General features: G+C 63.8%; 19 protein-coding genes. 18 read left to right on the forward strand and 1 reads right to left on the reverse strand.

What is annotated here, in order from left to right:
• The 17 genes from hisH to FJ311_03490 all read left to right on the forward strand — a co-directional run.
• The coding region (gene hisH, locus FJ311_03410) for an imidazole glycerol phosphate synthase subunit HisH (protein ID MBM3950482.1) at positions 1-555 on the forward strand (555 nt) is incomplete at its 5' end.
• Positions 552-1232: an acylneuraminate cytidylyltransferase family protein gene (locus FJ311_03415; GenBank protein ID MBM3950483.1), complete on the forward strand. Its 681-nt coding sequence runs from the start codon at positions 552-554 to the stop codon at positions 1230-1232. The genes hisH and FJ311_03415, both read left to right, overlap by 4 nt.
• Positions 1233-1237: 5 nt before the next feature.
• A complete protein-coding gene (gene galE / locus FJ311_03420) occupies positions 1238-2221 on the forward strand; it encodes a UDP-glucose 4-epimerase GalE (protein ID MBM3950484.1) in 984 nt (327 codons plus the stop codon).
• The gene (locus FJ311_03425) at positions 2218-2853 is read left to right on the forward strand and encodes a cyclase family protein (GenBank protein ID MBM3950485.1); all 636 of its coding nucleotides are present in this window, start codon (positions 2218-2220) and stop codon (positions 2851-2853) included. The genes galE and FJ311_03425 overlap by 4 nt, the downstream gene beginning before the upstream one ends.
• Positions 2854-2882: 29 nt before the next feature.
• Complete coding sequence (locus FJ311_03430; protein MBM3950486.1) at positions 2883-3638, forward strand: 3-deoxy-manno-octulosonate cytidylyltransferase; 756 nt, start codon at positions 2883-2885, stop codon at positions 3636-3638.
• Positions 3639-3667: 29 nt separating this feature from the next.
• Positions 3668-4621, forward strand: coding sequence for a dihydrofolate reductase (locus tag FJ311_03435; GenBank protein ID MBM3950487.1), 954 nt, complete (start codon positions 3668-3670; stop codon positions 4619-4621).
• An 18-nt stretch (positions 4622-4639) separates the two neighbouring features.
• Positions 4640-6592 carry a glycosyltransferase gene (locus FJ311_03440; GenBank protein ID MBM3950488.1) on the forward strand — a complete coding sequence of 651 codons (1953 nt, stop codon included), beginning with the start codon at positions 4640-4642 and terminating at the stop codon, positions 6590-6592.
• A complete protein-coding gene (locus tag FJ311_03445; protein ID MBM3950489.1) occupies positions 6589-8331 on the forward strand; it encodes a hypothetical protein in 1743 nt (580 codons plus the stop codon). The genes FJ311_03440 and FJ311_03445 overlap by 4 nt, the downstream gene beginning before the upstream one ends.
• Before the next feature lie 11 nt (positions 8332-8342).
• Positions 8343-9242, forward strand: coding sequence for an FkbM family methyltransferase (locus tag FJ311_03450; GenBank protein MBM3950490.1), 900 nt, complete (start codon positions 8343-8345; stop codon positions 9240-9242).
• Positions 9243-9272: 30 nt separating this feature from the next.
• Positions 9273-10946, forward strand: coding sequence for a radical SAM protein (locus FJ311_03455; GenBank protein ID MBM3950491.1), 1674 nt, complete (start codon positions 9273-9275; stop codon positions 10944-10946).
• A gap of 25 nt (positions 10947-10971) precedes the next feature.
• Positions 10972-12765: an ABC transporter ATP-binding protein gene (locus tag FJ311_03460; GenBank protein MBM3950492.1), complete on the forward strand. Its 1794-nt coding sequence runs from the start codon at positions 10972-10974 to the stop codon at positions 12763-12765.
• Positions 12762-14042 (forward strand): cation:proton antiporter, encoded by a 1281-nt coding sequence (locus FJ311_03465; protein MBM3950493.1) that lies wholly within the window; start codon positions 12762-12764, stop codon positions 14040-14042. Before FJ311_03460 ends, FJ311_03465 begins: the two co-directional genes overlap by 4 nt.
• Positions 14039-16192 carry a sulfate adenylyltransferase gene (locus FJ311_03470; protein ID MBM3950494.1) on the forward strand — a complete coding sequence of 718 codons (2154 nt, stop codon included), beginning with the start codon at positions 14039-14041 and terminating at the stop codon, positions 16190-16192. Before FJ311_03465 ends, FJ311_03470 begins: the two co-directional genes overlap by 4 nt.
• Positions 16189-16722 carry an adenylyl-sulfate kinase gene (locus FJ311_03475; GenBank protein ID MBM3950495.1) on the forward strand — a complete coding sequence of 178 codons (534 nt, stop codon included), beginning with the start codon at positions 16189-16191 and terminating at the stop codon, positions 16720-16722. Before FJ311_03470 ends, FJ311_03475 begins: the two co-directional genes overlap by 4 nt.
• A 5-nt stretch (positions 16723-16727) precedes the next feature.
• The gene (locus FJ311_03480) at positions 16728-17828 is read left to right on the forward strand and encodes a hypothetical protein (GenBank protein MBM3950496.1); all 1101 of its coding nucleotides are present in this window, start codon (positions 16728-16730) and stop codon (positions 17826-17828) included.
• A gap of 3 nt (positions 17829-17831) precedes the next feature.
• Entirely contained in the window at positions 17832-18641 is an 810-nt protein-coding gene (locus FJ311_03485) for a sugar phosphate isomerase/epimerase (protein MBM3950497.1), read from the forward strand.
• Positions 18629-19408 carry an SDR family oxidoreductase gene (locus tag FJ311_03490; protein MBM3950498.1) on the forward strand — a complete coding sequence of 260 codons (780 nt, stop codon included), beginning with the start codon at positions 18629-18631 and terminating at the stop codon, positions 19406-19408. The genes FJ311_03485 and FJ311_03490 overlap by 13 nt, the downstream gene beginning before the upstream one ends.
• Positions 19409-19437: 29 nt before the next feature.
• Here the strand turns inward: FJ311_03490 and FJ311_03495 are convergent, their stop codons facing one another.
• Positions 19438-21444 carry a radical SAM protein gene (locus FJ311_03495; protein MBM3950499.1) on the reverse strand — a complete coding sequence of 669 codons (2007 nt, stop codon included), beginning with the start codon at positions 21442-21444 and terminating at the stop codon, positions 19438-19440.
• Positions 21445-21766: 322 nt separating this feature from the next.
• On the opposite strand from FJ311_03495, the gene FJ311_03500 reads away from it, so the two are divergent.
• A complete protein-coding gene (locus FJ311_03500; protein MBM3950500.1) occupies positions 21767-22804 on the forward strand; it encodes a methyltransferase domain-containing protein in 1038 nt (345 codons plus the stop codon).
• Positions 22805-22822 lie beyond the last annotated feature (18 nt).

Below are 22822 nucleotides of genomic sequence, written 5' to 3' on the forward strand. Positions count from 1 at the left end.
GCCGACACCCCCGCCGCCGTCGCCGGCGCCGCGCGGCTGGTGCTGCCGGGCGTCGGCGCCTTCGCCGCCTGCATGACGGGGCTGGAGGACAAGGGACTGACCGACGCGGTGCGCCGCTTCGCCGCCGCCGGCAAGCCTTTTCTCGGCATCTGCATCGGCATGCAGATGATGTTCGACGGCAGTGACGAATTCGGAACGACCCGCGGCCTCGGCCTGCTGCCCGGCTGGGTTCGGGCCATTCCCACAACCGACGGCGACGGCCGCCGGCGCAAGGTTCCGCACATCGGTTGGAACGCCTTGCAACCGGCGAACGGGGCCAACCGCTGGGACGATCCGCTCATGAACGAGATCGCGCCCGGCGACAGCGTCTATTTCGTCCACTCGTTCGCGGTCGAGCCGGCCGAGCGGGCCGACACGCTGGCGGAGTGCGACTACGAAGGAATCCGCCTGCTGGCGGCGGCGCGGCGCGACAATCTCGCCGGCTGCCAGTTTCATCCCGAGAAAAGCGGGCCGGTCGGATTACGCATCCTGCGCGGCTTTCTCGACGGAAAATGATCGACGGCCGCACCGTTCTTGGCGTCATCCCCGCCCGCGGCGGCTCGAAGCGGCTGCCTGGAAAAAACCTTCTGCCCGTGGCCGGCCGACCAATGATCGCCTGGACCGTCGCCGCCGCACGCGGCTCGAAATATATCGACCGCCTGATCGTTTCGACCGACGATCCGCGGATCGCCGACGCGGCGCGCGGGCTTGGCGTCGAGGTCCCGTTCCTACGCCCGGCCGAGCTGTCAAGCGACACCGCGACCAGCGAGGATGTCCTGATCCACGCCCTCGATTCCGTCGGCGGGGATTTCGCCCTGGCCGTTTTGCTGCAGCCGACCTCGCCCTTGTGCCGGACCGAGGATATCGACGCCGCCCTTGAGACTTGCGTCGCAGCCGAGGCTCCGGCCTGCGTTTCCGTCCATGTTCCGGCCAAGCCGCTGGCCTGGCTGATGACCAAGAACGGCGCGGGATGCCTGCGGCGGGCTTTCGCCCCCGACCAGGTTCCCGAACCCGCCTACATGCCCAACGGCGCGATATTCATAATCGACGTCGCGGCTTTCCGGCGCGACCGAACGCTCTATCCCGCGAACGCGGTGCCCTACGTCATGCCGGCGGAACGGTCCATCGACGTGGACACCGAGGCTGATCTGGCCGCGGCCGAGGCTCTGCTGCAAAGGCGCGCCAACGCGTGAATCCCATTCTCGTCACCGGCGGCGCGGGCTACATCGGCAGCCACGTCGTGCTCGCCTTGCGCGACGCCGGCCGCGCGGTCGTCGTCCTCGACGACCTCTCGACCGGGCGGCGCGATTTGGTGCCGGACGACGTTCCCTTTGTCCGGGGCGACGTCGGCGACGGCGCGCTCGTGCGCCGCGTCATGGCCGAGCATGGCTGCCGCGCAGTCATGCACTTTGCCGGTTCGATCATCGTTTCCGAATCGACCCGCGAGCCGCTTCGCTACTACCGCAACAACGTCGCCGCCAGCCAAGCGTTGATCGAGGCCTGCGTCGAGGCGGGAGTCGAATCGTTCGTCTTTTCCTCCAGCGCCGCGGTCTACGGCATGCCCGAGCGCTGTCCGGTCGACGAAACGGCGCCGACCCGGCCGATCAACCCCTACGGCCGGACCAAGCTGATTACCGAATGGGCGCTCGAGGACGCGATCCGGGCCCACGGCCTGCGCGTCGCCGCGCTGCGTTATTTCAACGTCGCCGGCGCCGACCCGAAGGGGCGCAGCGGCGAATGCCAGCCCGTCGCCTCGCACCTGGTCAAGATCGCGGCCCAGCTCGCCGTCGGCGCGCGCGGGGGCATGAGCATCTACGGCGACGATTACGATACCCCCGACGGCACCTGCGTGCGCGATTACATCCACGTTTCCGATCTGGCCGACGCGCACCTGGCCGCGCTGAGACACCTGGAAGGCGGCGGCGAAAGCGTGACCTTGAATTGCGGCTACGGCCACGGCTATTCGGTGCGCCAGGTCCTGGACAAGGTCGGGGAGGTCCTCGGCCGGGCGCTGCCACTGTCCGTCGCCCCGCGCCGGCCGGGCGATCCGCCGCTACTGGTGGCGGATGCGACGCGGATCGGCCGGGTCCTCGGCTGGACGCCCAAGCACGACGATCTCGGCAAAATCGTTTCCTCGGCGATCACTTGGGAGCGGAAGTTGCTGGCGGAGGCCGCGCCGTGAGACGGATCATCGACATCACCCTCGCCGTTTCTGCCCAAATGCCGTCGTGGCCGGGCGAGCCGAAACTGACCGCCTCCCTGCTGCGCGACATGGACCGGGGCGATTCCTGCACCGTCAGCCGCATCGAGGGCGGGGTTCATACCGGCACGCACCTCGACGCGCCCCGCCATTTCATCAAGGGCCGCATCAGCGTCGACGAATTGGCGCTTGATGTCCTGATCGGTCCGGCGCGGGTCGTCCATTTTCCCGACGCCGACGCCATCGATGCCGCCATGCTGGATACCCTGGCCTTGCCCGCCGGCACCGTTCGCCTGCTGCTCAAGACCCGCAACTCGACACTGTGGAACGACCCCGGCTATGCGTTCCGCGAGGATTACGTGGCGCTGACGCCCGATGCCGCCCAGTGGATCGTCGATCGCGGCATTCGACTGGTCGGCATCGACTATCTCTCCGTCGAACGCTTCCGCGAGCCCGGGCACCGCACCCACAAACTCCTGCCCGGCGCCGGCGTCGTCGCGGTCGAAGGCCTGGATCTGCGTCGGGCCGCACCCGGCAACTACGATCTTTATTGCCTGCCGCTGAAGCTCGCGGGCGCCGACGGTGCCCCCGGTGCGCGCCGTCTTGATCGTTAACGACTGACGTTTCCATCCCGGAATCCGCCATGAAAGCCATCGCCGTCATTCCCGCCCGCATGGGTTCGTCCCGCTATCCCGGCAAGCCGCTCGCGCCTTTGCTCGGTCGGCCGATGATCGAGCACGTCTATCGCCGCGCCCGGCTGTGCGCGGGACTGGCCGAGGTGATCGTCGCCACCTGCGACGACGAGATTCGCGCCGCGGCCGAGGGCTTCGGCGCGCCGGTCGCCATGACCTCGGACCGCCACGAACGCGCCTCCGACCGCGTCGCCGAGGCAGCCGCCCGGTCGGATGCCGACGTGATCGTGTTGCTGCAGGGCGACGAGCCGATGATCTATCCTGAAATGATCGCCGCCGCGATCGCGCCGTTCGCCAAGGAGGGGGACGTGCGCTGCGTCAACCTGACCAAGCGGATCGCGACCGAGGCCGAGTTTCTCAACCCCAACACCATCAAGGTGGTGATGGACGGGAAGAACGATGCGCTGTTCATGTCCCGCCAGCCGATCCCGACCCGGCCCAAGGGTTCTTTCGCGGCGATTGCCGCCTACAAGCAGGTGTGCGTCATCCCGTTCCGCCGCGACGCGCTAGCCCAATACACCCGCCTCGCGCCGACACCCCTGGAAATCGTTGAATCGATCGACATGCTGCGTTTCCTCGAGCATGGCCTGCCGGTGCGCATGGTCGAAACCGCCTTCGACAGCCATTCCGTCGACGTGCCCGACGAGCGGGTCAAGGTTGAGGCCCTGCTGCGCGACGACCCGCTGGTCGCCCGCTATGTCCGCTGATCGTTTGTCCCCGCCATAAGGAAGCCCCGATGCCCTGGAAAGTCCTGGTCACTGCTCCCTACCTGCTGCCGGTCGTCGACCGCTTTCGCCCCTGGTTCGCCGAGAACGGCATCGAGCCGGTGGTCGCCAACATCAACGAACGGATGGAGGAGGCCGACCTCTTGCCGCTGGTCGGCGATATCGACGGCGTCGCCTGCGGCGACGACCGCTTCACCGCCCGGGTCATGGACGCCGCGCCCAAGCTCAAGGTAATCTCGAAATGGGGGACCGGCATCGATTCCATCGACAAGGCGGCGGCCGAGGCGCGCGGCATCCGCGTCTGCCGCACGCTCGACGCCTTCACCGAGCCGGTCGGCGACTCGACGCTGGGCTACATCCTCTGCTTCGCCCGCCGCCTGCCGTGGATGGACCGGCAGATGAAAAGCGGCGTCTGGGACAAGATCCCCGGCCGCGCCCTGAACGAAAGCACCGTCGGCGTCATCGGCGTCGGCGCGACCGGCAGCGGCACCCTGCGCCGGGCGCGAGCCTTCGGCGCCGAGCTGCTCGGCACCGACATCCGCGATATCCATCCCGGCCATGTCAAGGCGCTGGGTGTGAACATGGTGTCCCTGGACGAACTGCTGGCGCGCGCCGACTTCGTCTGCGCCCACTGCGACCTCAATCCGACCTCGCATCACTTGATGAGCGACACCCAGTTCCAAAGGATGAAGCCGACCGCCGTGCTGCTCAACCTCGCGCGCGGGCCGGTGGTCGACGAAAAGGCCCTGGTCCGCGCGCTGCAATCGAGAACCATCGCCGGCGCGGCGCTGGACGTGTTCGAGGACGAGCCGCTGCCGGCCGACAGCCCGCTGCGCGGCATGGACAACGTCATGCTCGCCCCGCACAACAGCAATTCCAGTCCCAAGGCGTGGGAACGGATTCACCTGAGCACGCTCGATCAACTGCTGGCGGGCCTGAAGGCCGGGCGCGCCCCGCACTGCTGATTTCGCCGTCGGGCTGCCATGAACGACCGCCTTGTCCCGCAAGCCGAAGCGCCGGAAACGTCGGTCATCATTCGCGCGTTCAACGAGCAGAAGCACCTCCCCGCCCTGTTCGACGCGCTCGCGCGCCAAGCGTATCGGAACTTCGAGACCATCGTCGTCGATTCCGGCTCGTTCGACGACACCCGCGCCATCGCCGCCGCCCGGGCCGACCGCCTGCTGCGGATTTCCAGCCACGACTTCACCTTCGGCTATTCGCTCAACGCCGGCATTCGCGCCGCGCGCGGCCGGTACATTGTCATGGCATCGGCCCACACCGTCCCGTGCGACGAACACTGGCTCGGCCGACTAGTCGCGCCGCTGGTCGATTCCAACGTCGCCATGACCTATGGTCGGCAAGTGAGCGTTGAAAGCTCCAAGTTCTGCGAGGCCGAGGACATGGAGCGGACCTTCGGACCCGAGCCGCGCGACGAGCATCCGTCCCGCTTCGCCGTCAACAACGCCAATTCCGCCGTCCGCCGCGACTTATGGCTGGAGCATCCCTTCGACGAGGCGCTGCCCGGCCTCGAGGACATCGAATGGGCCCGACACTGGATGAAAAAGGGGCTGATCGTCCGCTACGTTCCCGAAGCCGCGCTTTACCACATCCACGAGGAAACCTGGCCGCAGATCCGCCGTCGCTTCTACCGCGAGGCGGTCGCTTGGCGGCGCATGAGCATCCGCGGCCGCCGTCACATTCCGATGGAACTGATCCGCGAAGCCGGCCGCGCGGCCGTCGATTGCATCCGCGCCCTGACGGCCGATGCCAATCCGGCCGCACGGCGGCTGTCGAAGCCGGCGCGGCTCGCCGAAATTCTCGCCTATCGCTTGCACAAGAACGCGGGCGTGATGCGCGGATTTTTCGAATCCCATCCGTTGGAAACCCGGGCCTCCTACGAGGCGGTCCTATTCAACCGCGCGGTCAAGGCGGTGGTCATCAAGGGGCCGGGCCAGGCGGCACTGGAGAGCGTCGAACTGCCCGAGCTGAAGCCAGGCGATGTCCTGATCCACGTCGCGCACGTCGCTATCTGCGCTACCGATCACGAAATCCGCAACGGCACGCTCGGCTACTACGCCAGCGGCATGGCCCAATATCCCATCGTGCCCGGCCACGAGTTCTCGGGCCGCGTTGCCGCCGTCGGCCGCAACGTCACCGACTTCAGAGAGCACGATCCGGTCGTCGTCGAGTGCATCCAGGGATGCGGCGCCTGCGCCGAATGCCGCGCCGACAACGCTATCGGCTGCGCCGAGCGCAAAGAGCTGGGCGTCATGGGCCTGAACGGCGCCTACGCCGAGTACGTCATCGCGCCGTCCCGGTTCGTCCATCGCGTCCCGGAGGATATGGACCTGCGTCGCGCTGCGCTGGCCGAGCCGGCGGCCGTGATCTTGAAGGCCCTGCGCCGGCTTTCCGCCGTCGCCGGCCCCGACGGCGGCGCGAGGAAGCCCGTCGGCGTCGCCGGCGCCGGCCCGCTCGGCCATCTCTGTGCCAAGATCCTCAAGCATCGCGGGCACGACGTGACCGCCTACGACCGCGACCCGCGGCGGCTCGACTTTTTCGCCGGCACCGGGATCAAGACCACGACCGCGCCCGAGGCCATCGCCCGGTTCCCCTTGATCGTCGAGATCACCGGCGATCCGCAGTCGCTCGATTCGATCCTGCACCAGTCGCCGGCGAATGCTGCGATCCTGCTGCTCGGGCTGCCCTACGGTAAGCAGCCTTTCTCGTTCGAAACCATCGCCGCGTTCGACAAGACCGTGATCGGCTCGGTCGGTAGCACCGCCGCTGATTTCGAGGCGGCGATCCGCCTGCTGCCCGAGATCGACCTGGACCCCTATTTCCGCTGCGCCCTACCGCTTGAGAACTTTCGCGACGCCTGGGACAAGTCAAAAAGCGGCAAAGTCCTGAAAGTCCTGCTGAATGTCGCGGATCGATGAGCGACGCACGTACTTACGTTTATCTGCTGAACGAAGCCGCCATGCCGGCGATTCTCTGGCGCGGCCTGACCGGCCGCATCAGCCATCTTCTCGCCGTCGAACCGGTTCTGCCGCCGCTGCACGGCTGGCTCGACCGATTCGCCACCTGGGCCCAGCGGCGGGGATATCTGCGGCCCGTCGTCGAGTTGTGCCCCGAGATGAAGCCGCTCGCCGACTATCCGACCCGCGTCCTGCTCTATGACGTTTTCGGAACGATCGAACCTTGGCACGACCGCTATTATCGCTTCGCCAAGGCCGAGCGCGAGGCGCCGGCGCTGGCCATGGCCTATAAACAGGTCACCTGCAATCATGTGCGCTGGAAGCACCACAGCCTGTTGATGGTCGAGGCTGTCCTGCGTGCCCGCCCCGACGCCCGTGTCATTGGCCTGCCGCGCGACACCAAGGACATGCTCGAAGCCTATTGGGGACGGCGGTTTGATGCCGCGCCAGCTAGCCGGATTCCGCGTGAGCCAATCAATGCCCTGTTTTCGCTTGCGTTTGCGCTTTACGCCATCGTCTGGACTCTGTCGCGCGTACGGGCGCGAGTCGAAACCGAATCCTTCTTCTTCGCTGCCGACTACATCGAGGACGAACGGGAAACCGAACTCTACCGCGAAGTCGAGGATGGCGGACCCCTGCTGCTGGCGTTGCGCAACCGTTCTTACCAGGTACCGGCGGAGTTGCGTGCAAAATACCGTATCGCCGCACCCGGCGATGGCCGCCTGACCCTGGCTGCGGCGGCAAAGCTGTTGCCGGCGCTCATCGCCGAAGCTGCCACCATCTGGCGCCGGTTCCGTCGGGTCGAACCGTCGCACTTCTATCTGCTTGCCGCCTTGCCCTATCGCCGCTCGGTATTGCGCGCGTTTTTTCACCGTTTTCGCCCGCGTTTCTTCTGGGGTCGGGACGATTACAACGTCGAGCACCTGATCCGACGCGAAGAAATCCGCCGCATCGGCGGCCAATCCCACGGCATCAATCATGGCTATCCCGCCTATTCGGCCGTCTTTCCCATGTGGCGCTACATCGGCTTCGACCGGTATTACGTTTTCGGCCGCGCGCTTTACGACCGCTACATGCGTAAAACCTGGGCGGCGGACATGGAGGTCGTTCCGGTCGGTACGTTCGGTGCCAGCCGCGCGCAATACAAGCGCCGCGTGATCGAGCGCCCGCGCAACATCGTCGTCTTCGCCGCCGCGCTGATTTGGGATTCGGAGATGGTCGCCTTTGTCCGCGACCTTGCCCGGCATTTTCCCGACCGCGACATCTTGCTCCAGGTCAAGAGCACTTTCGTCGATACCGAGGCCGGCCAGCGCTTCACCGCCGCCTGCGCCGAGGGGCTGGCCAATGTCCGGCCTGTGCGCGCGCCGATGTTCGAGCTATTCGAGCGGGCGCGCTATTCCTTCTCCGACCCCTCGACGGTGGTGGTCGAGGCCCTTCAATTCGGCCTCTATTCCTTCTTCGCCGACGTGGCGCCGATGCAAAAAACATCCCTGCTGCGCGAATTCGAGGGCCTGGCGGTCAAGAGCGCCGCCGAGGCCGCCCAGCGCATCGCCGGAATCGAGAACGGCACCCAACCCTACCGGCGCGCGCTCTATGCCGACCTGATCGATCTGTCCGGGTGCACAATATTCGATGCCGTCCGCGAGGGCCTAGGTCTTCCCGCCCGCGAGTCCGCCCAACCGCTTTCCGACTTGGCTTGAAAGCGAACGCCATGAAGCTCCACCCCGTCGTCAAGAACATCTTGCGCCCACCATACCGGGCTGCGCTTTGGCTGGCCGCGCGATTGGCGCATGGCTTGGCTTGGTTGCTGCACGCCCTGCTCGGCCCGACGCGATTCTTGAAGCTGGTCCATTTCGTTCGGCGCGAAATGGACACGACCATTGAGGTCGGCGGTCTGCGCTTCGATGCCAGCCACGAGATCCCGCTTTATCGCGCGCTGACCCTATTTACCAAGGAGCCCGACACCATCGCCTGGATCGACGATTGCGTTTCCGAGGGTGACTCCTTTTACGACGTGGGCGCCAACATCGGCGTGTTCACCCTTTACGCCGCAACCCGCAAGAAGGCAGCGGTGGTGGCCTTCGAGCCCTCGTCGGAAAACTACGCGATCCTCAACCGCAACATCTATATGAATGGGCTGGCCGATCGGGTGATCGCGCTCAATCTCGCCCTGCACGACCGCACCGCGCTGTCGATGTTGAACTTGTCGGCGTTCATGCCCGGCAAGGCCGGCCACGGTTTCTCCATCGCCGTCGCCGGATCCGATTACAGCGCCTTCATCCCCGATTTTCGCCAGAGCGTGATCGGCTATCGCCTCGACGATTTTGTCCATACTTTCGATGTCCCTTTTCCCAATCATGTTAAGATCGACGTCGACGGCAACGATCCGGTCGTGCTAGAGGGAATGCGCGGGCTGCTGGACGATCCGCGGCTGAAAAGTGTCGCCATCGAGCTCAATCCCGACTTCCGCGAGGCCGACCGCCAAGTCGCCGATCTTCTTCTCGCCCACGGGTTCGAAAAACTGGACGGCGAGCGCTACCGGAACCTGGCGAACATCCGCGACGGCTTGGCACACAACTATTTCTTCGTGCGCGGACGGCACGCCCTTTGAAAATCGGCAACGAACGAGAGCGTTGACGCGATGACCCAGGCAGTGAACAACGATCTTCCCGGAGCGAAGGCCCGATCGGACTTCCGCGTCCTGATCGTCTATCCGAACTTGCCCTTGATGCTGATCCCGGCGCTGGCGATCGCGCTGTTCACCCGCGTGCTGCGCGAGGAGGGCTACCAGGTCGAGCTGTTCGAGACCACTCATTACCTCGACCAGGAGGAGGACTCGAGCTCGGAGAACCGGGTCAAGATGCTGAACGTGCGGGAATTCAGCGTCACCGAGGACCTTGGCATCACGATCAAGCACGACATGTTCGGGGACTTCCGCCGCAAGGTCGAGTCGTTCAGGCCCGACTTGATGATCTTCTCGGTGGTCGAGGACGCCTTCCTCCAGGCGCTCGCTCTGCTGCGGCGAGTCCAGGATCTGAATATTCCCCACGTCTTCGGCGGCGTTTTCCCGACCAACGCTAAGGAGCGCTGCTTCGACTTCCCCGAGATCAAGATGATTGCGCTCGGCGAGGGCGAGCGGACCGTGGTGGACGTCGCCGAGGCCGTTCGCCAAGGCAAGGCGATCGACACTATCGCCGGCACTTGGTCGCGGCTCCCCGACGGCACCATCCGCAAGAATCCGGTGCAGCCGCTGGCCGACATCAACCGCTACCGACCCGATTTCAGCCTGTTCGAGGAAAGCCGTTTTTACCGGCCGATGGGCGGGCGAGTGTTTAAGATGATTCCGGTCGAGACCTATCGCGGCTGTCCTTACTCCTGCACCTACTGCAATTCGCCGGCGCAGCGGGTCTTTTCCAAGGACAACGAACTCGGCAACTTCCTGCGCCGCAAGCGCATGGACGTCTTGCGGGCGGAACTGACCGAGCATTACGCCGCCTACAAGCCGACCTTCTTCTACTTCGTTGACGATTCCTTCCTGGCACGGCCGCGCCAAGAGATTTTTGATTTCTGCGATATGTACGAGGAATTCCGCCTGCCATTCTGGTTCAACACCCGGGCGGAAAACTGCGACGCCAAAGCCCTGGCGCGGCTCAAGGAAGTCGGCTGCTACCGCATCTCGTTCGGCATCGAATGCGGCAACGAGGAATACCGCCAGCGCGTGCTCCGGCGCAAGATCACCAACGCCGAGATGATCGACCGCTTCGCGATGATCGCCGATTCCGGCATCGCCTTCAGCCTCAACCTGATCGTCGGCATGCCGGGCGAAACCCGCGAACTGGTCATGGACACGGTTGATCTGGTGCGCTCGGTGCACGGCTACGACGCGCTGACGGTCAGCATCTTCACGCCCTATCACGGCACCGTGCTGCGCGACGTCGCGGTCAAGAACGGCTGGCTCGACCCCCAGACCATCACCCGCCACACCACTGCCCGCTCGATTTTGACCATGCCGGCGCCGTTCCTGAGCGCCGACGACATCGACGGGCTGGCCGCAGTCATGCCGCTGTACTGCTACTTCCCCAAGAGCGAGTGGCCCGCCTTGCGCCGCGCCGAGGGGTCGGACGCCGAGGGCCTCGCCATCCGCGAGCGCTACGCCGAGATCTATCGCAAGAATTTCTTCGGCGAGACCCAGGATTCGCGAAAGACCTTCCTGGTCGAAGGCGGCACCGGCTGCCGGACCAACCCCAAGGACGCCTTCCGCCTGAGCCCCAAGCGGCTTTCGGCCGACGAAATCGCCATGCTGTCGATGGGCTGATTCTTCCGTACGGCTTTTCCGCTTCGTGATTCCGGTTATCCAAAAGGTTTTTTCGTTTCTGGACGCGCGCACGCGCGTCCAGGGCGCCGGACTGCTGGTCCTGATGGCGCTTTCGGCGCTGCTGGAGATGTTGTCCATCGCCCTGATTTTTCCGCTGGTCCAGCTGATTTTCACCGCCGGCGAGGGCCCGGCCTGGGCCGAGGCGGCTCGGCGCGTTGTCGGCGCCGAGGGATTCGCCTTGGCCGCGACTGCCGGCGCGGTTTTCGCCCTGGTTTTCGTCGGCAAGAACGCCACCCTGCTCGCGATCCAGTACGCCGTCAGCCGCTTCACCCTGACGAAGCTGGCCGCCTTCCAGAACCGGCTCTACCGCCATTACTTGGAGCGTCCCTACGCCGCGCAGCTGGCCGATCATTCGGCGGTGCCACTGCGCAACATCGCCACCGCCAGCACCGCCGTGTTCGACACTTTGCGATCGCTGATGACGCTGGCGCTGGAGGGATTGTTGATCGCCGCCGCTGCCGTCACCGTCGCCGTTTTGGTCCCCGGACTGGCGCTGGCCGGGGTTTTTCTGTTCCTGGTCCTGGCGGGCGCGTTCCACTTCGCCGCCGGACCCTATTTCCGGCGCTGGGGCGAGGCGGCCAACGCCGCCAATGCCGGCTTGCTGCGCTGGACAGTCCAGGGCATCGCCGCGCTCAAGGACATCAAGGCCTTCGACTGCGCCCCCTATTTCGAATCCCGCTTCGCGGCCGAGACCCGCGAACTCGTCCGGGTCCGCACCTGGCGCCAGGTCAGTCAGCTCGTGCCCCGCGCCCTGGTCGAGACGCTGATCGTCGTCGCCGGAACCGGGGCGATCGTTTTCCTCTACGCTGACCGCGCCCAGGCCGGCGAGGCCTTCGGCGCGCTCGGCGTCGCCGGCCTGGGCGCGATGCGGATCATCCCCTCGGTCAATCGGGTGCTGGGCCTGATCGCCGAGATGCACCAGTTCGGCGCCGAGGTAACGACGCTGCACGACGAACTGGGACGGCATCCGGCGGACGGCCCGAGCGGCGGCGATCCCGGCCCGACCGCGCCTCTGCCGTTCGCCCACGACATCCGGCTCGACGGCGTCGCATTCCGTTACGCTGACGACCGTGCCCCCGCGCTAACCGATCTTTCCCTGACAATCCGTAAGGGCGAGGCAGTCGGCGTTGTCGGCCCATCGGGGGCGGGCAAATCGACCTTGGTCGATCTCCTGCTCGGCCTGCTCAGGCCCGACCGAGGCCGTCTCTTGGTGGACGGCGCGGACGCCTTTGCTGCGATCCGGGCCTGGCGCGCCAATATCGGCTATGTGCCACAATCAATTTACCTGCTCGATGACACCATCCGCCGCAATGTCGCCTTCGGCGTGCCCGACGAAGAAATCGATCCGACGCGGGTGGAACGCGCGTTGCGTCTGGCCCGGCTCGATGCCTTCGCCGCCGGCTTGCCCGAGGGGATCGAAACCCGCGTCGGCGAGGACGGAGCGCGACTGTCCGGCGGCCAACGCCAGCGCATCGGCATCGCGCGGGCCCTTTACCGCGATCCGCCGATCCTGCTGTTCGACGAGGCAACCTCGGCGCTCGATGCCGAGACCGAGCGCGAGATCGTCGCCGCCATCGATTCCCTCAAGGGCGGGCGTACCCTGATTATCGTCGCCCATCGCCTGACCACGCTCGCCAGCTGCGACCGGATCGTCATGCTGGCGGATGGCCGAATCGCCGACGACGGCGCCTTCACTGACATGGCCCGGCGCCATCCCGACCTGAACCGCGCCCGCGAGGCGTCCGCCGCCGGCCGATGAGCGATTTCGAGCTGCGCCAGTTCTTGCTCGCGGTCGTCGTCCTGCTCGGCGCCGGACATTTCGGCGGCTATGTCTTCCAGCGCCTCGGCCTGCCGCGCGTGGTCGGCGAGATCGCGGGCGGCTTGGCGGTAGGCAAGTCGGTGCTGGGAACTCTGTTTCCCGGACTTTTCGCCTGGCTATTCGAGGACTTCGCCGGTACGCCGGTGTCGTTGGCGGCCTTCTACTGGATCGGCCTGATTCTTTTGATGTTCACCTCGGGCTTCAGCATCGAAAAAAGAATCGAGCACTCGGACCGCCGCGTTATCCTAACGCTGATTGCAGGCACTACAATCTTACCATTTCTCGCCGGCTGGGGTCTAACGGCGAGCGTCGATTTCTCCCGCTACACCGGGCCGGCCGCCAATCCGCTTGCCCTGTCCCTAGTGGTGGCGATCGCTGTCGCGGTGACGTCGATTCCGGTGATTTCGCGGATTTTCATCGATCTCGGTATCGCCGAGGGGCGCTTCGCCAAGATCGTCCTGTCAGCGGCCATCGGGCATGACATCCTTCTCTGGGCGGTGTTGGCGGTGGCTACCGGCTTGGTCGCCCTCGGCCAGCCCGATATCGCCTCGATCGCCATGATCGTGCTCAAGACGGTCCTGTTTTTCGGTGCGGCCGCCCTGGTCGGGCCGTGGCTCCTCTACCGACTGACCCGCACCCGCTACAACATCGTACGCAAGGCCTCGCCGATCGGCTGGGTCCTGATCATCTGCTTCCTGCTCGCGGCGCTGGCGAGCGTACTCGAAGTCAACGTCGTGTTCGGCGCACTTTTGGCCGGGATCGTGTTCGGCATGACCGGCGACCCCGAAGTCGAGGAAGTCAAGACCCGCATCTCGGATTTCTCCTTGGCCTTCTTCATTCCGTTCTACTTCGCCATGGTTGGTTTCAAGATTGACTTAATCGGTGGGTTCGAGCCGTTGTTCGCCCTGGGGTTCATTCTGTTTTGCACCGTCTGCCAGCTGACCGCGACCTTCGTCAGCGCACGCGCCGCCGGATGCGATAATGCCACTGCCCTTAACCTCGGCATGGCGATGAATACCCGCGGCGGACCGGGCATCGTGTTAGCAACGGTGGCTCTCGAATATGGTATCGTCAATCTGGTCTTCTATTCGACCTTGATCGCGCTCGCGATCGCGACTTCGCTGATCGCCGGCGTCTGGTTTCGTTATCAACTGGCGCAGGGCCGGCCGCTGTACGCCGACCGGCACCTCAACACCAACGGCACAATTTCGTCATGACTATCGAACTTCTTTGCACCCTCGGCCCGGCCTCAATGAACGCGCGGGTCATTTCCCGCCTCGAACATCTTGGCGTCTCGCTGTTCCGCGTCAATTTGTCTCACACCCGGCTCGAGGACGTCGAACGGGTAGTCCGCTTCATCCAGGAACATTCCCGCGTCCCGGTCTGCCTCGACACCGAGGGGGCCCAGGTCCGCACCACCGGGCTTGCCGACGGCACCGTCATCCTGCGCGAGAATACCCTGGTGACGGTGCATCCCGTGCCGGTCCCCGGTGACGAACGCAACATCGGACTTTACCCACCCTACATCCTTGCCGAACTTCGACCCGGCGATTTCATCAGCATCGACTTCAACGCCGTCCTGACCCAGGTGGTCGGTGGTAGCGAGAAAGGCGTCACAGTGCGCGTCGTCAACGGCGGCACCGTCGGCTCCAACAAGGCGGTCACGGTCTACCGCTCCCTCACCATGCCGGCCTTGACAGACAAGGACCGCGCCGCCATCGCCATCGGTCGCAAACTCGGCATCCGCCACGTCGCCCTGTCCTTCGCCAACCGGCCCGGCGACGTCGACGAGACCCGGGCGCTGGCAGGCGAGGGCGTTTTCGTCATCTCCAAGATCGAATGCCGCAACGGTCTCGATCATCTCGCCTCCATCGCCGAGCGGTCCGATGCTATCCTGATCGACCGCGGCGATTTATCACGCGAAATCCCGATCGAGCGCATCCCTTCCGCGCAAAAATACATCATCCGCACCGCGAAACAGGTTGGCCGCAAGGTCTACGTCGCCACCAATCTGCTGGAAACAATGGTCGCCGCGCCGATTCCGACCCGCGCCGAGGTCAACGACATCTTCAACACCCTGGATGACGGCGCCGACGGCCTGGTCCTGGCGGCCGAAACCGCGATCGGCAAATATCCAATCGACTGCGCCGCCATGATCCGCAAGCTGGTGCGCGAATTCGAGAGCGGCAGCCTCGCCGCGCCGTCGAGCGAGGCTTTCTCGCTGCTGGCTGAGCCCCACGGCGGCAGCTTACGCGTCGCCGAGGCGACCGAGGACGAGCGCGCCGCCGCGCGCGCCCTTCCCGTCGTCCCGGTTCCGTACGCCGTGCTGCAGGACGCCGAGCAGCTCGCACTCGGTGTTTTCTCGCCGCTCGAGGGATTCATGGACCGGGAAACCCTAAAATCCGTCCTCGCCGATTGCCGCCTTCCCGGCGGCGAGGTCTGGACCATGCCCATCTTGATGCCGTTGCCGGCCGGCATCCCCAAGCCCGCCGCCGGCCAACGCTTGGCCCTCGCCGATCCGAGCGGAACAGTTCGCGCCCTTCTCGACGTCGCCGAGGTGTTTTCGTTCGATGCCCGCGACTTGGCCGCCCGCTGGTTCGGAACCGATTCTACCGCTCACCCGGGAGCAGCACGAATTTTGGCTGGACCCGATGTGTTCGTCGCCGGCAAGGTCACTCTAATCGAACGCCTGCCGTCGGCCTTCAGTGCCTACGAGCTTACCCCCCAACAGTGCCGATTCGTCTTCATGCAAAAAGGCTGGACGCGCATCGTCGGCTTCCATGGTCGCAACGTACCCCATCGTGCCCACGAGTGGATTCACTTGGAGGCGCTGGAGCGCACCCATGCCGACGGTCTTTTCCTCAGCCCGGCGATCGGCGCGGCCGAGCCCGGGGACTTCCAACCGGGTGTCATCATCGAGGCCTACAAGATCTTGCTCGCGCTCGATCTCTACCCCAAGGGGCGCGCTGTCCTCGGCGCCTTCTCGAGCCATCGCCGGCACGCTGGCCCGCGCGAGACGGTGTTCGACGCCCTGTGCCGCAAGAACATGGGCTGCAGCCACTTCATCGTTGGCCACAACTATGCCCGTCTCGACGAGTTCTACGGCGCTGACGGCAATCGCCGCCTGTTCGACTCACTGGGCGACATCGGCATCGAGCCAGTCTTTTTCGATCCGGTCGGTTACCATGAAGTCTCGGGGCGCTACCTCAGCTGGCGCGAATCGCCGGACAGCAAGATCCTTCGCAGCACCGACTTGCGTCAGGCCATCGCCGCTGGCCAGCCGGTTCCGCCCTGGGCGCTGCACCCGTCCGTACTCGAGATGCTCCGCGCTGAACACGCGGCGGGGCGCGGCATCGTCCGGTCATGAACAAGGGCCTGGTTTTCTGGTTCACCGGCCTTTCCGGCGCCGGCAAGACGACGCTCGCCCAAACGACGCGGGAGGCGCTTGAGGCCCGGGGTCGCTCGGTCATGCTGCTGGACGGCGACGGACTGCGACCGATTCTGAGCGCCAACCTCGGTTTCGGCCGGACCGACGTGATCGAGAACAACACCCGGGTTGCGCGCCATTGCGCCCGGCACCGGACCAAGGCTGACATTGTGCTGGTTCCGATCATTTCCCCTTACGTCGAAGGGCGCGCAGCAGCGCGGTCGATCCTGTCGCCTGGCTTTTTCTTGATCCACGTCCGCGCCGACATCGAAACGGTCATAGGTCGCGATCCAAAAGGACTCTATCGCCGTGCGTTGGCGGGCGAAATCTCGGACATGATCGGTTACTCTCCCGAGACGCCCTATGAGCCGCCCGGAGACGCCGATCTCACCGTGGACACTGTCGCTCTGGCGCCAAGATCGGCCACCCAACGTCTCGTCGCCTTTATTTCCGAGCGTCTTGCGGCGTGAACCACGTGGACAAGACCTTGACGTTCGTGCTGTCGACCGGTGGCTGCGGCACGCATCTTCTAATTGATTTGTACAAACGCGCCCCGGTTCGGTTTTTCGATCACCGATTGGTCGAGTTCTGGGTCACTTATATCCAAGCGCGTTATGATCCCGCCGCGATTGCACGCTCGGACCTATTCCCTGGCCTCGGTGCACTGGACGCCGTCAAAGGCTTCTACCGGCGCTTCGGTGTCGACTGGGGAAACGACTCCTTGAGCGAATCCGGCGCGGTCGCGTTATTCGGACAGATGCTGAACCAAGCCGGCCCGAGACTTGCCTCCATCCATAATTACGAGTTGATCTCTCCCACGCCGGGACCGCTTGCCGACGGGCGAGATCCGATATGGAATCTCGCCATGCGCGACGAGGCACGAGGACTGTTCGAGCGGGCGGTCGTCGCCGCCGGCTACTGCTTGGACACGCTTATTCTTCTGCGCCATCCGGTTGACGTTTTCTTGAGCGTGTTCGAGCGCACTGGCACGCATACGCCCGAGGTCGCGCTCTATGAAAGCACCAAGGCGTTCATACGCCTAGCGCGCGATTACGCACGCAGACCAAATACCGCTATGGTACGCTACGAGGATTTGTGCCGCGGCGACAGAGGCGCCTTGGACATTCTCGCCCGCGTCAGCGGCTTGACCGAAACGGATCTCGACGCCAGCCCGTTCGCCAACGGCGAAATCGCCAAATACCGCCGCTATCCTCGCCGCCGGGTCGCCGAGGTTGTCCGGCACCTCGCGGACACCTTACCGGCATTCGGATACCGCGCCGAGATTCCCTCGCCGCTCGACAACGCCGTTTCCGTGGTTGTCTACTCCTTGCACCGTTGGGCCGGTGAAATTCGCGGCCTCAACGCCGTGTTTGCCGGAGACTTTCGCGCCCCGAACGCCGTGTTCCGCCGCCGGCGCTCGGTGATTGGCCGGATTTACTGGCAGATATCGCTGCTGATCCCTTCGCGGCGGCGCAATTACGGCCGGGCTTATGAACTGGTCCATTCCCGCGCAATGCCGACCCCTCGCTATGAGCGGCCGATCCGCCGGCTTTTCGGAATGTCCGTGGTCGAGTAGAGCATGGTGCCGACCCTAGCCCTCTCCAACATCGCCTTGCCGCCCCGTGATCATGCCGCGCTATTCCCAGCAGTGGCGGCCCTGGGCGTCGCCGGCATCGAAGTTGCACCAAGCCGGGTCTGGCCCGGTGTTGGCCCCAGCGTCGGTGGCGCCCAGGCGGCGGTCTATCGCCGTGCAGTCGAAGGCGCCGGGATGACGATCGTCGGATTGCACTCGTTATTCTTCGAGCGTCCCGATCTGGGATTATTTAAGCCCGAGGCCCGCGCGGCGACGCTTGATTTTCTCGTCGATCTGTCGGCGCTCTGCCGTGATTTGGGCGGGCGGACGCTGATCTGGGGTGGAGGCCGGCGTCGAGGCACCGTCGCCCATAAGGATGCTATCGCCGAATCGATCCGCTTCTTGACCGAGCTTTGCCCCCGGATCGAAGGCCACGGCACGCGCCTGTGTTTTGAGCCGCTCGGCCCCAGGGATAGCGATTTTATCAACTCCGCTTTCGAGGCTATCGAAATAGCGAACGCCGTTGATCACCCCGCCTTCGCCGTGCAGTTGGATGCCAAGGCGCTGCACGAAAACGACGAAGACGATCTTGCCACATTCGTCGCCGCCCAAAAGTACCTAATCCACTTTCATGCCAATCAGCCGGGGCTTGGACGACTCGATCAGGGGCCGGTCGACCAGCGGAAAATGGGGGATTTTCTGCGCCATATCGGATATGACGGATTCATCACAATTGAACAACGAATGCTGAACGAATCCGACCCCATGTCCGATATTCGCCGCTCCGTTGCCGTATTGAAAGAATGCTACGCGTGACCAAACCATCGTTTCCTGATTGGATTCCGAAAGTCGATCCGGGCATGCGCATCTTGATCGTTGGCGCTTCGGGTGGCTTGGGGCGCGCGCTGACGGCGATGTTGCTGGACGGATCGAAGTGCGTGATCGGTGCGCACGGCGCGACCAGGACGGCGGCCGCCAGGGGCAAGCGCGTCATTCCAATCCGCCGTGCCTTTGAAACTGAAACCGATTGCGTCGCCGTCGTCGATGAATTTTGTTCCAAGGCTGGCGGGATAGATGCCCTAGTCGCACTTTTGGGCGCGGTCCATTTTTCGGGTCATTGGAGGGACGTTCCCGCGGCACATTTTGAGCGCGACATGGCCGTGAACCTTCATCAGCCGTTTTACCTGGCGCGGGCCGCGATAAAGCACATGATTGCGCAGGGTACAGGCGGGCGTATCATCCTCAACGGCACCGAATCGGCCTTGCACGGCGGCAGCGCGCTGTCCCTGCCCTACGCAACGGCCAAGCGCGGTACCGAATGCCTGGTGCAGGGGTTGGCAAGGGAGGGCGCGCCGCATGACATCTTGGTCAACGGGGTTCGTTTCGGGTTCATCAAAAGCGGATTTCACCAGCGCTGGCACGCGAAAACCCGAGACGACCTGAAGGCCCGCGCCAAGCTGGTGCCGCTGAAACGCGGCGGCGAACCGGAGGAAGCAGCCGCCCTGATGGTCTATCTGCTGTCGGGCTGGGCACAATTCATCACCGGCCAGATGATCCCGCTCACTGGCGGCGACTGGTTATGACGTTAGCAATAACGGTCACATGAATCGCGTCAGGACAGCTTAGCCGGAGCAGGCGCGACGTATTCCTTGCCTGGGCGGGACGTAGACAGGAAGGCCCAAAGCATTTCCCGCCCGCCGCGAACCACCTTCAGCACCATCTTGATGAAGATGGGGACCAAGGGCGCGAAGCCCAGCATCCGGATCGCGGCGATGAACCGGCGTGGCCGTAGGTGGATCTTGATTAGGCCCAGCGCCTGGTAGCGGACGAGATCTTTGGCGGTCAGATCGTTGACCTCGATCGGACTGTCGTCGTAGCGGGTGTACTTCGATAACTCGTCGTAGCGCAGTCGCAGGCCGTATTTGCCTTCCCGCGCCCACTTCAGCATTTCGGTGCCGGGATAGGGGTTGGCAATGGAGAAGTTCGTGAACAGAAGTTCGGGAATGCTGTCCAGGAACTGGATCGTGCGCCGGACCGACGCCTTGGTTTCGCCGGGCGAGCCGAGCATTGCCGAACACATGGCCTCGACCCCGTGCTTCTCGCACAGGCGGAAGAATTCCCGCGTTGCCTCCTGCGGCACGTCCTTCTTGATGATCTTCAGGACCTCGGGATCGCCGCTTTCCACGCCACAGCTCAGGCGCACCAACCCCGCCCGTCTCAAGAGCGCCATCATCTCGTCGTTGATGAGATTGGCACGCGTCCAACCCTCGAAGGTGATCGGCAGCTTGCGCTTGATAATTTCGTTGCAGAGATCGACGGTGTGCTTCTTCTTCAGGGTGATGTTTGAATCCATGAAAAAGAAGTGCTTGATCCCATAGTTCCGGTAATGGGCCTCCATTTCGTCGGCGATGTTTTCCGCCGAACGGTACCGCATCTTGGCCACTTCGCCGTCGTATTTGACATCGGAGCTTTCGCTGCAGAACGAGCACTTGAAGGGGCAGCCGCGCGACATCATGATCGAAACGTACTTGCCGATGTTGCGATTTTTCCACAGCGCGAAGGACATCCGGTACTGTTTCATTCGGGAAAGATGGACCGCAGGCAGCGGCAGCTTGTCGAGATCCGGGAAAATGCGTCGAGGTTTGTTGCGCACGACTTGACCGTCGCGACGCCAAGCTATGCCGTCGATCCCCGAATAGTCGGTTGCGCCTGAGGCAAAGGCCTCTAGAAATTCCGGCCAGGTTTCCTCCGCCTCGCCGATGGCGAGAAAATCGAAGCAGTCGAAGAAGACGTTAGTCCCGAAGATGTTAACGTGATCGCCGCCGACGATGATTTTGACCTTCGCGCCGAGTGCAGCCTTAATGCGATCCGCCGCCGTGACCGCCTTGTGGAAAATCGGCGAGGTCGCCGACAGGCCGACCAGGTCGAACCCGCTGGCGACGGTTCGGCGCGTCAGTTCGTCGATCGTCACGCCCTCGACATCGCAGTCGATGAACGTTACGTGATGGCCGTGGTTTTCCGCGATTGTCGCCAAGTACAGCAGTCCCAGCGGAATCTGCGGGTTGCGGATCCGGCCGATCTTGGAAAACCCGCCCAAATCATCGGTCCATGTCGGCATGGTCAGCAGGATTTTGAGATGTCGTCCCGCACCGGCGCTCCGGACAAGCGTGCCCCCGTGTGTCTGCGGTTCGTACACCGAGCCATCCGGCATGATGGTGAGCAGGAAGTCGGCGCCGCCAAGCTTAGCGCCTTCAAGAATCGCGTCCTTCAAGTTGGTCTTGCGCAAATCCGCCCCGGACAGATTGGCGTCGGTGAAATCGGCGCCACCGAAATCTGCCCCTTCCAGATCCGCACCGCTCATTTCGACGGACCGGAATTTTGAGCCGCCGACCCGCGCGCGCTGGAACAGGGACCCAGCCAGGTTGGAGCCGGAAAAATCGCAATCGATGATCGTCGTATCGCTGAAATCGCAGCCGCTAAGGTTGCACGCGCCGAGGTCTAATTTCTCGAGCCGCTGGCCGGCGAAATTCCGCCCGGAAAGGTCGATGCGACCGGTGGCGGGATTCGCGCGTAGACGGCGCACTTCGGCGGCGAAATTTTCAGTCGCGAGAGATGTCATCTATGCTGTCTCCGGTCAAAACGCTTCCGAACACGGCGAATGATTTAAGCTGCCATGTTAAATATGGAAAGTCTTAATGTTAAGAACCCGATGGTCCGGTCCGATTCGTGTGGTTGGCGAAGATGCCGGCAACAGAAGCCTACTCGACAGATAATGCAGCTATATCAACTGGTTGCGTCCACACGCAGAATTCGATTGCCGCTAGCCCATACCATCAATGTGGACTACCAATTACGGAGAGCAGTCCTTTCCCGGCCGTCGTGCTAAACACGAATGACGTTTTAAGAACCTTCTTTATCACCGCCGCCTTTCAGAGCCATTCATGAATCAAACGTCGGTCCGCTCCACCCTCCAGGCACCAATCGGTCCCACGGACTTGTTCGTGTGCCCGCGCTGCGGCGGCGATCTGGATGAAAATCGCGCCAGCGGCAACTTGTCGTGCGGCGGTTGCGGCACAATCATACGTTTTGAAAACGGCATCTATGTGTTCGAAGCCGTGGTGTCCGGAGATTACGACATAAAAAAAACGATTTCCGCCTTCGGACGACGCTGGAATGCTGTTTTCAAACGAATGGGGGCGCTCACCGAATTTTTCCTGCCGTCCATCCAGCCGGTGCGGAAAGAACTTTTCCGCGACAAAGTGATCGTTGACGGCGGCGGCGGATTCGGGCGCCTGAGCAAGTTGATGCTCGACTATGGCGCGCGTCACGTGGTTCTCGTCGACGCCAGCGACGGGGTGTATGCCGCCCGCGAATATTTGGCGCCGTATCGGGACCGGGTAACCATCGTGCGCGCCAATCTTTTGAATCCTCCGTTGAAGGTCGGGGCGTTCGATATCTTTCTCTGCCATGGCGTGCTTCACCATACCGGGGCCCCGCGACGGGTACTGGGCAATATCGCGCGGGCGCTCGATCCCGCCCGAGGAATCACGATCCTTTGGGTCTACGCCAAGGAAGGGAACCGGTTGCTGGCGCGGCTAATAGCGACGGCGCGGACGGCGTGCGCCAGCATCGGCGACAAAGGACGCTGGATGGTCGCGTCGGTCGTCGATTTTCTATTCTGGGTGCTGACCAACGCCGTCTACAGGCCGCTGGATCGCCTTTTCGGCATCAAGGGTAAATTATACTACGGCGAATACTTCATGGACTTTCTGTATGACTCGGCGTTCAACAATCGCGTCGATCGTCTTCAGATGTACCACGATTTCCTGACCACCCGAATCGTCGAATACTATTCCCGGAACGAACTAGAGGCGTGGCTTCGCGCTGCTGGCTTCAAGAAAATTTCGTTGCATTTCTATCGCCGCCAATCTTGGTCGGTCGCCGCCAGCTTCGACCCCGACGAGAATTTCTCCGGCTAAATGATCGCCATTCGATGA

It is taken from the genome of Rhodospirillales bacterium (assembly GCA_016872535.1).
Classification (GTDB): Bacteria; Pseudomonadota; Alphaproteobacteria; order Rhodospirillales; family 2-12-FULL-67-15; genus 2-12-FULL-67-15.